The following is a 13,245-nucleotide window of genomic DNA, read 5'->3' on the forward strand; positions in this document are numbered from 1 at the left end:
GGCGGCGCTCCCCGACCTCATCGGCCGACCCAACACCGTCTCACTGCTCGGCGTCCACCATGCGGATCACGATCTCATCGAACTGCATCGAGGGGCGCCACCCCAGTCTCTCGCGTGCCCGCGTCGCGTCACCGCGCAGCTCCGTCGCATCGGCCGGTCGGGTCAGCCCCGGGTCGCTCCTGACGAGCCCCTCCCAGTCCTCGATCCCGGCGTGGCGGAAGGCCGCGGCGACGAAGTCGCGCACCGAGTGGGCGACCCCCGTCGCGATCACGAAGTCCTGGGGCTCGTCGGCGCGGGCCGCGAGGAGCATCGCCTCGACGTAGTCGGGCGCCCAGCCCCAGTCGCGCCGGGCCGACAGGTTGCCGAGCACCAGCTCGTCCGCGCGTCCCTGGGCGATCGCGGCGACGCCGGCAGTGATCTTGCGCGTGACGAACCGCTCGGGCCGTCGGGGCGACTCGTGGTTGTAGAGCACGAGGCTCGACGCGTGCAGGCCACGCCGGCGCTGGACGGCGACCGACAGGTGGGCGTAGGCCTTCGCGGCGCCATACGGATTGGTGGGGGCGACGGGGGTGTCCTCGTCCTGGGGGCTGGTCGCAGGCTCCCCGAAGATCTCGGCGCTCGAGGCCTGGACGAAGCGGACGTGCTCGCCGACCTGTCGCGCCGACTCCAGCAGCGCGACGGCGGCGAAGCCGTTGACCCGGCTGACGAGGTCGGGCTCCGACCACGACTGCGCGACCGAGCTGATCGCCGCCAGGTTGTAGATCTCGTCGGGGGCCAGGTCGACGACCAGCCTCCGGGTGGCCTCGACGTCAGCGAGGTCGCCGAGGTGCAGGATCACCTCGCTGGGGCAGTACGGCGGTCGCCGCCCCTCGTCCAGGACCAGCGCGTGCACCTCGACACCGTCGGCGACGAGCCGCTCGGCGAGATAGCTGCCGTCCTGGCCGCCAACCCCCGTGATGAGCGCTCGGGTCACCAGCCCGCCTTGAGAGCGGCGAGGTCGGCGTCGACCATCATGGTGATGAGCTCCTCGAAGCCGACCTGGGGCTTCCAGCCCAGGACGTCCCGCGCCTTGCTCGCGTCGCCGATGAGCAGGTCGACCTCGGCCGGCCGCATGAACGCCGGGTCCTGGCGCACGTGCTTGCGCCAGTCGCTGATCCCGACGTGTCCGAAGGCGACCGTGAGCAGCTCCTCGATGGAGTGGGTCTCACCGGTGGAGATGACGTAGTCGTCGGCCGTCGGCTGCTGCAGCATCCGCCACATCGCCTCGACGTAGTCGCCGGCGAAGCCCCAGTCGCGGCGGGCGTCGAGGTTGCCCATGACGATCTCGTCCTGCATCCCGAGCTTGATCGCCGCCACCGCCTTGCTGACCTTGCGGGTGACGAACTCCTCACCCCGTCGCGGCGACTCGTGGTTGAACAGGATCCCGGAGCTGGCGTGCATGCCGTAGGACTCGCGGTAGTTGATGGTCATGTAGTGGCCGTAGACCTTGCTGACGCCATAGGGCGACCGCGGCCACAACAACGTCTCCTCCGACTGTGGCACCTGCTGGACCTTGCCGAACATCTCCGAGCTCGACGCCTGGTAGAAGCGGATGCTCGCCGGGTCGGAGCCGGCGTGGAGCCGGACCGCCTCGAGGATGTTGAGGACGCCGAGCCCGGTGACGTCGCTGGTGACGAACGCGTTCTCCCACGAATAGGCCACGAAGCTCACGGCACCGAGGTTGTAGACCTCGTCGGGCTCGGAGTCACGCAGCGCACGCATCAGGCTCGAGAGGTCGGTGAGGTCGCCGTTGTGCAGCTTGACGTCGGGGACGAGCCGTTCGACGAGCTCGCGGCGAGGGTTGTTCTGTCCTCGGATCACGCCATGGACTTCGTAGCCCTTCTCGAGCAGCAGCTCGGCGAGGTAGAGGCCATCCTGGCCGGTGATTCCGGTGATGAGTGCGGTAGGCATGGTGCTCAGTGTGGCAGGCCACGGCCCGTAGGCTCACCCACCATGAAGATCCTCGTCAGTGGCGGCGCCGGCTACATCGGGTCCCACACCGTCATCCAGCTCCTCGACTCCGGCCACGACGTCGTGATCGTCGACAACTTCAGCAACTCCCACCCGACGGTGCTCGGGCGGCTCGAGGCGCTGACCGGGACGGCCGTCCCGCTGCACGCCTTCGACCTGTGTGACCACGACAAGACCGAGGCCCTGTTCGCGGCCGAGGACTTCGACGCGGTGATCCACTTCGCCGGCTTCAAGGCCGTCGGCGAGAGCGTCGCGAAGCCGCTCGACTACTACGAGAACAACCTCGGCTCCACCTTCTCCCTCGTGCGGGCCATGCAGAAGAACGACGTGTCCAAGCTCGTCTTCTCCTCCAGCGCCACCGTCTATGGCGAGGAGCAGGCGGGGGCCACGGAGGACCAGCGCACCTATGCGACCAACCCCTATGGCTGGACCAAGGTGATGCAGGAGCAGATCCTCAGCGACGTCGCCAGGGCGGCCCCGCACCTGCGGGTGGCCCTGCTGCGCTACTTCAACCCCGTCGGGGCGCACCCGTCGGGCACCATCGGCGAGGACCCCTCGGGGATCCCCAACAACCTGATGCCCTTCATCGCCCAGGTCGCGGTCGGCAAGCGCGAGAGGCTCAGCGTCTTCGGCGACGACTACGACACCGTCGACGGCACCGGGGTCCGCGACTACATCCACGTCGAGGACCTCGCCGCCGGACACGTCGCGGCGCTCGAACAGCTCACCCGCACCCACGAGCCGGTCAGCGTGTGGAACCTCGGGTCGGGGCGCGGCACCAGCGTGCTCGAGCTGCTGCACGCGTTCGAGAAGGCCGTCGGCCACGAGCTGCCCTACGAGGTCGTCGCCCGGCGCTCCGGCGACGTCGCGACCTCGTTCGCCGACCCGTCGAAGGCCAACGTCGAGCTCGGCTGGAGCACCCGCCGGTCCGTCGAGGAGATGTGCGCCGACACCTGGCGCTGGCAGTCGCAGAACCCGGAGGGCTTCAAGGCCTGACCGGCCTGATGGCTCGACGGTACGGGCTGCGGCGCGTGCTCAGGTCACGAGCAGCCGCTTGGCGAAGCGGGACTCGCGCCACTCCTCGGTCTCCAGGACGTCGGCCAGCGTCGCGACGGCGTCCCACACATCGACGTACGAGGTGTAGAGGGGGGTGAACCCGAACCGGATGAGGTCGGGCGCGCGGAAGTCGCCGATCACCCCACGCGCGATCAGCGCCTGCATCACGGCATAGCCGTCCTCGTGACGCAGGGAGACCTGGCTGCCGCGGACGGCGTGGTCGCGGGGGGTGGCCACCTCGACCCGGCCGCCGAGCCGGCTGTCGACCAGGTCGATGAAGAGGTCGGTCAGCGCCAGGCTCTTGGTGCGCAGGGCCGTCAGGTCGACGCGGTCCCACAGGTCGAGGCTCGCCTCGAGGCCGGCATAGCTGAGCAGCGGGGGCGTGCCCACCAGGAAGCGGGAGATGCCGGCGGCAGGTTCGTAGGTGCCGGTGAACTCGAACGGGCGGGCGTGCCCGTGCCAGCCGGACAGCGGCTGGGTCGCCTCGTGGTGCCGGGTCGCGGCATGGATGAACGCCGGTGAGCCGGGCCCGCCGTTGATGTACTTGTAGGTGCAGCCGACCGCGAAGTCGGCGCCACAGCCGTCGAGGTCGATCGGCAGAGCACCGGCGCTGTGGCACAGGTCCCAGACGATCAGCGCGCCGGCGGCGTGCACCTGCTCGGTGACGGCGGCCATGTCATACATCCGACCGGTGCGGTAGTCGACGTGGGTGAGCAGCACCACCGCGACCCGCTCGTCGAGCACCTCGGCCAGGCTCGGGCCGTCGACCGAGATCAGTCGGTGCTCGTGGTCTCCTGCGAGTCCCTGGGTGATGTAGAGGTCGGTGGGGAAGTTGTCGCGGTCACCGACGATGACGTCACGGTCGGGTCGGAGCGAGAGGGCAGCACTCAGTGCCTTGAAGACGTTGACCGACGTGCTGTCGCAGACCACGACCGTCCCCGGCTCGGCGCCGATGAGGCCACCCACCCGGTCGCCGAGGGTCCGTGGCTTGTCGAACCAGCCGGCGTCGTTCCAGCTCCTGATCAGGCCCTGGCCCCATTCCTGCGTGACGACGTGCGCCACCCGTTCGGCCGTATGGCGGGGCAACGCCCCCAGCGAGTTGCCGTCGAGGTAGATCAGGCCGTCGGGCAGGACGAACTCGTCGCGGAAGGGGCGCAGGGGGTCGTGCGCGTCGCGGGTCTCGCACGCGTCACGGGTCGGGTCGGGCATGCCCGCAGAGTACGACGCACCTAGATTGTGCCCATGCCACTGGACCCCCAGCTCAAGGACATGCTCGACTTCATCGCTGTTACAGGCCACCCGCCGATCGACCAGGGCAGCCCCGAGGAGGGGCGCCGGGCCATGCGGGCGATGTCGGTCGACCTGGTCAAGCCCGAGGACGTCGTGCCGGTGGGGTCGGTCACGCCCATGGCCGTGCCCGGCGGCGCGGGCGAGCGCGATGCCCGGCTCTACAAGCCCGAGGGTGAGGGGCCGTGGGACACGCTGGTCTTCCTGCACGGCGGCGGCTTCGTCGTCGGCGACCTCGACACCCACGACCAGACCTGCAGGCGGCTGTGCCGTGACGCCGAGATCGCGGTCCTGAGCGTCGACTACCGCCTGGCCCCCGAGGACCCGTTCCCGGCCGGGCTCGAGGACGCGCTGGCGGCGACCGAATGGGCAGCGGCCCACCTGGCCGACCTCGGCGGCGGGGAGCGGCTGGCGATCGGCGGCGACAGCGCCGGCGGCAACCTGTCGGCGGTCGTGGCCCAGCACCTGGGCGACGTCCTGGCCGCTCAGCTCCTGATCTATCCCGCCACCGACGGCCTCGGTGACTATCCGTCCAAGGTCGACAACGCCGAGGGCTACTTCCTCACCGCAGCGATGATGGAGTGGTTCAGCGGCCACTACGTGCCGGCCGACGCCGACCCCGAGACCGATCTCGCGCGGCTCGCACCCCTCCACGGTGACGTCTCGGACGTCGCCCCCGCGCTGGTGGCGACTGCCGAGTTCGACCCGCTGCGCGACGAGGGCGAGGCCTACGCCGAGGCGCTGCGCGCCGCGGGGGTGCACGTCGACCAGGTCCGCTACGACGGGATGATCCACGGCTTCTGCGACATGGTGTCCTTCAGCTCGGCCGCGGCCGACGCGGTCAGCGACCTGAATGTCCGCTTCCGGTCACTGATGGCCGAGCGCTAGCGCACCTCGAGCAGCTCGAGCGCGTTGAGGACCGTGCGCAGGTGGGGGACCTCGTGGACGCGCAGCAGGTGAGCGCCACCGAGGACGGCGAGGACGGCAAAGAAGCCCTCGGCCTTGCGGAACTCGTCGCCGAAGATGTCATAGCTGTGCGGCAGCACGTTGCAGACGGGCGCCCCCAGGGGCCGGAGCCGGAAGGTCTGGGCCAGCACCCTGGTCTGGTGGCGGACGCGGACCATCGGGTCGACGAGGTTGCCGTAGAAGAAGCCCATCCCGGGGTCGATGACGACACGGTCGACCCCCAGCGACCGGGCGCGCTCGAGCCGCGCGCCGAAGTGGTCGAGCAGGACCGGGACCGGGTCGGCGTCGGGGGAGACGTCGGAGACCTCGCGGACGTTGGCCGTCTCGCCGAAGCACATCACGACGGCGGCGTCGTGCTCGGCCGCCAGGGTCAGCATCTCGTCCTCGTGCTCGCGCCCGGTCATGTTGAGCACGCGCGCCCCAGCGGCGAGGCACGCCTTCACGACCCGCGGCTCATAGGTCTCGACCGACACCACCGCGTGCTCGACCAGGCCCTCGACGGCCGGCACCAGCGTCGCGATCTGCTCGTCCGCCCCGACGCGCGCCGCCGTGGCGTTGCTCGACTCGGCCCCGAGGTCGATCACGGACGCCCCTTGGGCGGCCTGGATCCGGCCCATCCGGATGGCGTCGGCGGGGAGGTGGCGACGCTCTCGCGGTATGTCGAGTCGCGGGACAGGTTGATGCAGCCCATCAACGTCACGGGACCCTCACCGATCACGACATCACCAGCAGGGCCGGCGAGCACCACCGGATCGACGGTGGACGACCAGGCGTCTGCGTGCTCGTGCTGCAGGGCTGCGAGGTCGGCGAGCGTGATCACCACGCCACTCTAGGTGCGGCACGATGGCCGGCATGAGCGACAGCGACCTCAGCCTCGTCCGGCTTGCCGACCTCGACGACGGGGCCCTGGCCGAGGTCTATGCGCCGCCGTCGGAGCCGTGGCTGCGGGTCAACTTCGTCAGCACCCTCGATGGCGCCGCCCAGGGTGGTGACGGGCTCAGCAAGAGCATCAACAACCCGGCCGACAAGCGGGTCTTCCACCTCCTGCGACGCCGGGCCGACGTGCTGGTGGTGGGCGCCGGGACCGTACGAGCCGAGGCCTATGAGCCACCCACGCTCCCGCTGGTGGTGGTGAGCAGGTCGGGCGACGTGCCGCCGTCGGTGCGTGGCTCCGACCTCGTCCACGTCGCGACCTGTGCCGACTCACCCGGCCTGGCTCGGACACGCGAGGCGCTGGGCGAGGACCGGGTCCTGGTCGTCGGTCGGGACGAGGTCGACCTGGTGGCCCTCAAGGCCGAGCTGGCAGCCAGGGGCTGGCGCGACCAGCTCTGCGAAGGCGGGCCGGCGCTGTTCGGCTCGATGCTGGCCGCCGGCGTGGTCGACGAGCTGTGCCTGACGCAGACTCCCCGGCTGGTCGCCGGGGAGTCGCTGCGGATCGCCGCGGGGGTCGGCGTCGACGTACGCCTGCGGCTCGCGTCGCTGCTGGAGCAGGACGGCACCCTGCTGGGCCGCTGGTTGGTCGACCCCGACCCCGGGCCCTAGCCCAGCGCGCCGAGCAGCGCCTTGTTGAACGCGGGCAGGTCGTCGGGGTTGCGCGAGGTGATGAGGTTGCCGTCTTCGACGACCTCCTCGTCGACCCACTCGCCGCCGGCGTTGCGGATGTCGGTCTGCAGGCTGGGCCAGGACGCGACCCGTCGACCGTCGACGACGCCGGCCTCGACGAGGGTCCAGGCGGCGTGGCAGATGGCGGCGACGGGCTTGCCGGAGTCGACGAAGGACTTGATGAACGCGACGGCGTCGGCGTCGGTGCGCAGCGCGTCGGGGTTGGCCACCCCGCCGGGCAGCACCAGGGCGTCGTAGTCGTCCACGGAGGCGTCGGCGACGGTCTTGTCCACGGGCCGGGTCTCGGCCTTGTCGAGGTGGTTGTAGAGCTGGACCTCACCGGACTCTGGGGAGAGCAGCTCGGCCGTGTGTCCGGCCCCGGTCACGGCGTCCCACGGGTCGGTGAGCTCGACGGCCTCGATGCCCTCGGCTGCGGTCAGGAATGCGATGCGCTTGGTCATCCCTCCACCATGGTCCGCGTGCCGGGGGCCGACAACACTCGTAGGGGTGGGGGGCCGGCTCAGACCGCCAGGTCGATGCCCTGGGCCTCGGCGCGAGCGCGCAGCCGCGGCAGGACGTCGCGTTCGTAGCTGGCGAGGAAGCGTTCCTGGTCGGGGCCGGGGCGTGGAAGACGAGGTGGCGAAAGCCCATGTCGACGTAGTCCCAGATGCGTTCGACGTGCTCGTCGGGGTCGTGGGAGACGATGAAGCGCGAGGCGGTGCGTTCGACGGGTAGGGCGTCGGCGAGGCGTTGCATCTCGACGGGGTCCTCGACGCCGGTCTTCTCGTCGCTGGAGAGCGCGAGGGCGCCCCAGAAGCGGGTGTCGTCCATGGCGCGGTCGAGGTCGGGGTCGAAGGAGACCTTGACCTCGATCATCAGGTCGAGGTCGTCGAGGGTCTTGTCGACCTTGCCGGCGCCCTCGGCGAGGGCGGGGAGCAGGGTCTGGGTGTAGAGGTCGCGGCCCTTGCCGCTGGTGCAGATGAAACCGTCGCCCATCCGCCCGGCCAGGCGGGTGGCGGCGGGGCCGGAGGCGGCGACATACAAGGGCACCCGGGTCTCGGGGAGGTCGTAGATGGTGGCCTTGTCGAGGCTGTAGTAGTCGCCTTCGAAGGTGACGCGTTCGCCTTCCCACAGGGCGGTGATGACCTGGAGTGCTTCCTTGAGGCGGGCGAAGCGTTCCTTGCCCTCGGGCCAGTGCAGCCCGAGGGGGGCTTCGTTCATCGACTCGCCGGAGCCCACGCCGAGGATCACCCGCCCCGGAGCCAGGCAGCCCAGGGTCGCGAAGGCTTGGGCGATCACGCCGGGGTGGTAGCGGAACGTCGGGGTCAGGACGCTGGTGCCGAGGGTGACCCGGCTGGTGCGCGCGGCGACCGCACCGAGCCAGGGGAGTGCGGCGGGGGCGTGGCCGCCGTCGTGGCGCCAGGGTTGGAGGTGGTCGGAGACGAAGACCGAGTCGAAGCCGGAGTCCTCGGCGAGGACGGCGAGGTCGACGAGGTGTTGGGGGGCGAACTGTTCTGAGGATGCCTTGTAGCCGAACCGGAGCATGGGGGTCCTTAGCTGATCGAGCCGTTGTTGTCCTTGGCCAGCGAACGCGAGATCACCATGCGCTGGATCTGGTTGGTGCCTTCGAAGATCTGCATCACCTTGGCCTCGCGCATGAACCGCTCGACCGGGAAGTCACGCGTGTAGCCATAGCCGCCGAGCACCTGCACGGCGTCGGTGGTGACCTTCATGGCGTTGTCGGTCGCGACCATCTTGGCGATCGAGGCCTCCCGCGAGTAGGGCCGGCCGGCGTCCTTGAGACGGGCCGCGTGGAGCGTCATGGCCCGCGCGGACTGGATGGCGGCCTCCATGTCGGCGAGCACGAACGCGAGACCCTGGTGCTCGATGATCGGCTTGCCGAAGGTCTCCCGCTCGCGGGCATAGGCCACGGCCGCGTCGAGCGCCCCCTGGGCCAGCCCACAGGCGACGGCGGCGATGCCGAGCCGGCCCGAGTCGAGGCCGGCCAGTGCGATCTTGAGGCCCTCGCCCTCCTCGCCCAGTCGACGGTTGGCAGGGATCCGGACGTCGTCGAAGCGCATCGTCGCGGTCGCCGATCCCGTCAGCCCCATCTTCCGCTCCGGCGGGTCTGCGCTGAGTCCGTCGGTGCCGGCCGGCACGAGGAAGCAGGAGATGCCGTTGCGGTCGTCGGACGTGCGGGCCATCACCTTGTAGAAGTCGGCGTGGCCGCCGTGGGTGGTCCAGGCCTTCGCGCCGTTGAGGACATAGGAGTCGCCGTCGCGGCGGGCCGTGGTCCTCATCGCCGCCGGGTCGGACCCGGCGTGGGCCTCGGACAGGCAGTAGGCGCCCAGGAGCGACCCCCGAGCATCTCGGGCAGCCACTCCTCGCGCTGCTCCGGGGTGCCGAAGCTCGCGAGGCCGAAGCAGGACAGCGCGTGGACCGAGACACCCACCCCGACCGACGACCAGACCGCGCCGATCTCCTCGAGGACCTGGAGATAGACCTCGTAGGGCTGGTCGCCCCCGCCGTACTCCTCGGGATAGGGGAGTCCCAGCAGGCCGGCGTCCCCGAGCAGGCGGAACACGTCGCGCGGGAAGGTCTCGGTGGACTCCGCCTCGGCGGATCTGGGGAGGAGCTCCTTGGCCGCGATCGCGCGGACCAGCTTGAGCAGCTCGATCGATTCCTCGGACGGCAGGCTGCGCGACGCTGTCATGGTTCCGGAGGCTACCGGGAGGTGCCTGCGGCCTAGTCCATCCGGGCCACTTGCGGGCTATCGAGGCCAGCCAGGGCTCCGCATCGCCGTACTGTGACCGCCTGTGACCGACCGATGGCTTCCGTGGACCGCTGCTGCGCTCGCCACGGGTGCCACCGCACTGGTCATGGGGGCGATGTCCCTCCCCACCTCGTCCGGCGGCGCCGGCCTGCTGCGCACCGTCGAGGCGCAGCCCGACCAGTGGCTGATGGCTGCGGCCGCATTCCTGTACGCCGCCTTCGCGCTCACCGTCGGGATCCCCACGTTCTTCCACCTGCTCCACCACCGGCCCCGGATCGCCGTCCTCGGTAGTGCCCTGCTGGCCTTCGGCACGATCGGGATGGCCGGGTATGCCGCGTTGCTGATCCTCTTCCGCGCGATGGTCCTGCATGCGCCCATCACGACGGTCGAGCTCGCCGCCGTCTCAGACGACCTCGGCCTGCGCGGCTTCGTGGGCGCGTTCGTGGTCGCGTTCGGGCTCGGGCTCCTGGTGCTGGGACTGGCACTGCTCCTCACGCGGGTCGTGGCCCGCTGGATGGCGGTCCTGCTCGTGGCCTACCCGATCGGGATGCCCTTCGCGGACGCCCTGCCGGACTGGGCCCGGACCGCCCAGGTGCTGATGCTGGGGGCCGCACTCATCGGCGTCGCGCTCAGCGCCAACGCGGCCTGGGCCGCGAGGCCGAGGCTGCAGGCGCTGCGCTGACCGGTCGGTCGGTCGGCCGGGTGCTTCCACCTGCCCTCGTAGGCTCGCGACATGACCTATCAGCTCGAGTCCCGAGGGCCCGGCGTCGGCGTGGCGGCGACCTGGAGCGCAGGCTTCGTCGGCCTGCTCTGGGTCTTTGAGATCGCCGATGCCGCCCTGGGGCTGCGGCTCGACGACGAAGGGATCCGCCCGGGCAGCACCGACGGGTTGAGCGGGATCCTGTTCGCGCCGCTGCTGCACGGGGGCTTCGGCCACCTGATCAGCAACACCGTGCCGCTGCTGGTGCTGGGTTTCATCGTGCTGCTCTCGGGCGTGAGCCGATGGCTGGTCCTCACCCTGATCGTGTGGATCGTCGGCGGGGCCGGCACGTGGCTGTTCGGTGGCGCCGGGACGGTGCACATCGGCGCGTCGGGCCTGGTCTTCGGGTGGCTGGCCTATCTCATCCTGCGCGGCTTCTTCACCCGCCATCCGTGGCAGATCGTCGTCGGCGTCGTGGTGTTCCTCGTCTATGGCGGTGCCCTGTGGGGCGTGCTGCCGGGCCAGCCGGGGATCTCGTGGCAGGGGCACATGTTCGGTGCCGTCGGAGGCGGGCTCGCGGCCTGGTGGCTGGCTGACCGGGGGCCGCGGGCCGTCGCATCCTTCGGGCGGTGAGTGAGGCGGGTTCTGCCGCGGCTGAACCAGCCTCACTCACCGCTTCCGGGCGCGTCGTGCCGCGACACGCGTCGTGGCGGTGGCACAGGCTGGATCTCAGCCGCCAGAACCAGCCTCACGCACCGCTCACCCGGGGACCGGTGGGGCCGCGGAACGACATCGGCCCGCCACGCTCACGCGTGACGGGCCGACGGGGACGGTGTGACTACTTGTTGGCCTTGCGGGCCACGGACGCGGTCTTGGCGCGGGCGTTGGCGTCGAGGACGACCTTGCGGATCCGGACGGCGTCGGGGGTGACCTCGACGCACTCGTCGTCGCGACAGAACTCCAGGCACTGCTCGAGGGAGAGGTGGCGCGGCGGGATCAGCTTCTCGAAGTTGTCGGAGGTGGCGGACCGGATGTTGGTCTGCTGCTTCTCCTTGGTGATGTTGACGTCCATGTCGTCGGCACGGGAGTTCTCGCCGACGATCATGCCCTCGTAGACCTCGGTCGTGGGCTCGACGAACAGGATGCCCCGCTCCTGCAGGTTGGTCATGGCGTAGGCCGTCGCGGCGCCCTTGCGGTCGGCGACGAGCGAGCCGTTGGTGCGCGAGCGAATCTCCCCGGCCCAGGCCTCGTAGCCCTCGGAGATGCTGTGCGCGATGCCGGTGCCGCGGGTGTCGGTGAGGAACTGCGTGCGGAAGCCGATCAGGCCACGCGCAGGCACCACGAACTCCATCCGGACCCAGCCGGTGCCGTGGTTGGTCATCGACTCCATGCGGCCCTTGCGGGAGGCGAGGAGCTCGGTGATCGTGCCGAGGTATTCCTCGGGTGCGTCGATGGTGAGGCGCTCGAACGGCTCGTGCAGCTTGCCGTCGACCTGCTTGGTCACCACCTGCGGCTTGCCGACGGTGAGCTCGAAGCCCTCGCGACGCATCTGCTCGACCAGGATCGCCAGCGCCAGCTCGCCGCGGCCCTGGACCTCCCAGGCGTCCGGACGCTCGGTCGGGAGGATGCGCAGCGACACGTTGCCGATGAGCTCCTGGTCGAGGCGGTCCTTGACGAGACGGGCGGTGACCTTGCCGCCCTTGGTGCGGCCCACGAGCGGCGAGGTGTTGGTGCCGATCGTCATCGAGATCGCCGGCTCGTCGACGTGGATGAGCGGGAGCGCGACCGGGTTCTCGGCGTCGGCCAGGGTCTCGCCGATGGTGATCTCGGGGATGCCCGCGACGGCCACGATGTCGCCGGGGCCGGCCGACTGGCCGGGCTGGCGCTCGAGGCCCTCGGTGACGAGGAGCTCGGTGATCTTGACGTTCTTGACCGACCCGTCACGCCGCATCCAGGCGACGGTCTGGCCCTTGTTGAGGGTGCCCTCGTGGACCCGGACCAGCGCGAGCCGGCCCAGGAACGGGGACGCGTCGAGGTTGGTGACGTGGGCCTGCAGCGGCGCGCCCTCGGTGTAGACCGGGGCCGGGATGGTCTCCAGGATCGTCTTGAACAGCGGCTCGAGGTCGCTGCCCTCGGGCATCGTGCCGTCCTCGGGGCGCTCGAGGCTCGCGATGCCGGCCCGACCAGACGCATAGACGACGGGGAAGTCGAGTGCTTCCTGGCTGTGGCTGTCGTCGAGGAGGTCCATGAAGAGCTCGTAGGTCTCGTCGACGACCTCGGCGATGCGCGCGTCACCGCGGTCGGTCTTGTTGACGACCAGGATCACCGGCATGTCGGCGTTGAGGGCCTTGCGGAGGACGAACCGGGTCTGCGGGAGCGGCCCCTCGGAGGCGTCCACGAGCAGCACGATGCCGTCGACCATCGACAGGCCGCGCTCGACCTCGCCACCGAAGTCGGCGTGGCCGGGGGTGTCGATGATGTTGATGACCATCGGCTCACCGCCACCGGCAGGGCCGGCGTAGTGCACGGCCGTGTTCTTCGCGAGGATCGTGATGCCCTTCTCGCGCTCGAGGTCGCCGGAGTCCATGACCCGCTCCGCAACACTCTCGGCCTGGTGCGCGGTGAAGGCGCCGGCCTGTCGGAGCATGGCGTCCACGAGCGTGGTCTTGCCGTGGTCGACGTGGGCCACGATCGCCACGTTGCGGAGGTCAGAGCGCTTCTGGGACATCGGAGGTGAGGATCGCTTTCGCAGTGATGAACGGGGCCGCAACACCGGTCCCGGACCCGGTCCGGGCCGTGAAGAAGTGTAGTGGCGTGTGCTCGCACGCCCGATTCGTCGGCGACGGCCCCT

At 70.4% G+C, this 13,245-nt stretch carries 14 protein-coding genes and 1 pseudogene; 5 read left to right on the plus strand and 10 right to left on the minus strand.

Annotated features, from left to right (window positions below; translation table 11 throughout):
- Positions 1 to 40: 40 nt before the first annotated feature.
- Together G7071_RS07325 and gmd are read right to left on the minus strand one after the other, a co-directional pair.
- Positions 41 to 973: a GDP-mannose 4,6-dehydratase gene (locus G7071_RS07325; RefSeq protein ID WP_166316789.1), complete on the minus strand. Its 933-nt coding sequence runs from the start codon at positions 971 to 973 to the stop codon at positions 41 to 43.
- Positions 970 to 1,950 (minus strand): GDP-mannose 4,6-dehydratase, encoded by a 981-nt coding sequence (gene gmd / locus G7071_RS07330; RefSeq protein ID WP_166316792.1) that lies wholly within the window; start codon positions 1,948 to 1,950, stop codon positions 970 to 972. The genes G7071_RS07325 and gmd overlap by 4 nt, the downstream gene beginning before the upstream one ends.
- 42 nt (positions 1,951 to 1,992) lie before the next feature.
- Here gmd and galE point away from each other — a divergent pair, with 42 nt between their 5' ends.
- On the plus strand, positions 1,993 to 3,006 hold the full coding sequence (gene galE / locus G7071_RS07335; protein WP_166316795.1) for a UDP-glucose 4-epimerase GalE: 1,014 nt from the start codon (positions 1,993 to 1,995) through the stop codon (positions 3,004 to 3,006).
- A gap of 39 nt (positions 3,007 to 3,045) precedes the next feature.
- Here galE and kynU read toward each other — a convergent pair whose 3' ends face one another.
- Positions 3,046 to 4,275, minus strand: a complete 1,230-nt coding sequence (kynU, locus tag G7071_RS07340) for a kynureninase (RefSeq protein WP_166316798.1) — start codon at positions 4,273 to 4,275, stop codon at positions 3,046 to 3,048.
- A 33-nt stretch (positions 4,276 to 4,308) separates the two neighbouring features.
- Between kynU and G7071_RS07345 the strand changes: the two genes are divergently transcribed.
- On the plus strand, positions 4,309 to 5,241 hold the full coding sequence (locus tag G7071_RS07345; RefSeq protein ID WP_166316801.1) for an alpha/beta hydrolase: 933 nt from the start codon (positions 4,309 to 4,311) through the stop codon (positions 5,239 to 5,241).
- Here the strand turns inward: G7071_RS07345 and G7071_RS07350 are convergent.
- Together G7071_RS07350 and G7071_RS07355 are read right to left on the minus strand one after the other, a co-directional pair.
- The gene (locus tag G7071_RS07350) at positions 5,238 to 5,903 is read right to left on the minus strand and encodes a dihydropteroate synthase (RefSeq protein ID WP_246210561.1); all 666 of its coding nucleotides are present in this window, start codon (positions 5,901 to 5,903) and stop codon (positions 5,238 to 5,240) included. The genes G7071_RS07345 and G7071_RS07350 overlap by 4 nt on opposite strands.
- Positions 5,900 to 6,139 (minus strand): hypothetical protein, encoded by a 240-nt coding sequence (locus G7071_RS07355; RefSeq protein WP_166316807.1) that lies wholly within the window; start codon positions 6,137 to 6,139, stop codon positions 5,900 to 5,902. The genes G7071_RS07350 and G7071_RS07355 overlap by 4 nt, the downstream gene beginning before the upstream one ends.
- Positions 6,140 to 6,171: 32 nt before the next feature.
- On the opposite strand from G7071_RS07355, the gene G7071_RS07360 reads away from it, so the two are divergent.
- Positions 6,172 to 6,861: a dihydrofolate reductase family protein gene (locus G7071_RS07360; RefSeq protein ID WP_206062941.1), complete on the plus strand. Its 690-nt coding sequence runs from the start codon at positions 6,172 to 6,174 to the stop codon at positions 6,859 to 6,861.
- On the opposite strand, the gene G7071_RS07365 is transcribed toward G7071_RS07360, so the two are convergent.
- The 4 genes and pseudogenes from G7071_RS07365 to G7071_RS19980 all read right to left on the minus strand — a co-directional run bounded on the left by G7071_RS07365 (position 6,858) and on the right by G7071_RS19980 (position 9,634).
- The gene (locus G7071_RS07365) at positions 6,858 to 7,382 is read right to left on the minus strand and encodes a type 1 glutamine amidotransferase domain-containing protein (protein WP_166316813.1); all 525 of its coding nucleotides are present in this window, start codon (positions 7,380 to 7,382) and stop codon (positions 6,858 to 6,860) included. The two genes, G7071_RS07360 and G7071_RS07365, sit on opposite strands and share 4 nt — an antisense overlap.
- Positions 7,383 to 7,441: 59 nt before the next feature.
- A pseudogene (gene fgd / locus G7071_RS07370) lies at positions 7,442 to 8,466 on the minus strand (glucose-6-phosphate dehydrogenase (coenzyme-F420)).
- A gap of 8 nt (positions 8,467 to 8,474) precedes the next feature.
- Positions 8,475 to 9,221, minus strand: coding sequence for an acyl-CoA dehydrogenase family protein (locus tag G7071_RS19975; RefSeq protein WP_425489418.1), 747 nt, complete (start codon positions 9,219 to 9,221; stop codon positions 8,475 to 8,477).
- Positions 9,218 to 9,634, minus strand: coding sequence for an acyl-CoA dehydrogenase family protein (locus tag G7071_RS19980; RefSeq protein WP_425489419.1), 417 nt, complete (start codon positions 9,632 to 9,634; stop codon positions 9,218 to 9,220). Before G7071_RS19980 ends, G7071_RS19975 begins: the two co-directional genes overlap by 4 nt.
- Before the next feature lie 103 nt (positions 9,635 to 9,737).
- On the opposite strand from G7071_RS19980, the gene G7071_RS07380 reads away from it, so the two are divergent.
- Both G7071_RS07380 and G7071_RS07385 read left to right on the plus strand, forming a co-directional pair.
- The gene (locus G7071_RS07380; RefSeq protein ID WP_166316816.1) at positions 9,738 to 10,376 is read left to right on the plus strand and encodes a hypothetical protein; all 639 of its coding nucleotides are present in this window, start codon (positions 9,738 to 9,740) and stop codon (positions 10,374 to 10,376) included.
- Positions 10,377 to 10,427: 51 nt separating this feature from the next.
- On the plus strand, positions 10,428 to 11,027 hold the full coding sequence (locus G7071_RS07385) for a rhomboid family intramembrane serine protease (RefSeq protein WP_166316820.1): 600 nt from the start codon (positions 10,428 to 10,430) through the stop codon (positions 11,025 to 11,027).
- A 205-nt stretch (positions 11,028 to 11,232) separates the two neighbouring features.
- Here the strand turns inward: G7071_RS07385 and typA are convergent, their stop codons facing one another.
- The gene (gene typA / locus G7071_RS07390; RefSeq protein ID WP_166316823.1) at positions 11,233 to 13,122 is read right to left on the minus strand and encodes a translational GTPase TypA; all 1,890 of its coding nucleotides are present in this window, start codon (positions 13,120 to 13,122) and stop codon (positions 11,233 to 11,235) included.
- Between the last annotated feature and the right edge of the window lie 123 nt (positions 13,123 to 13,245).

The organism is Nocardioides piscis (assembly GCF_011300215.1).
Classification (GTDB): Bacteria; Actinomycetota; Actinomycetes; order Propionibacteriales; family Nocardioidaceae; genus Nocardioides; species Nocardioides piscis.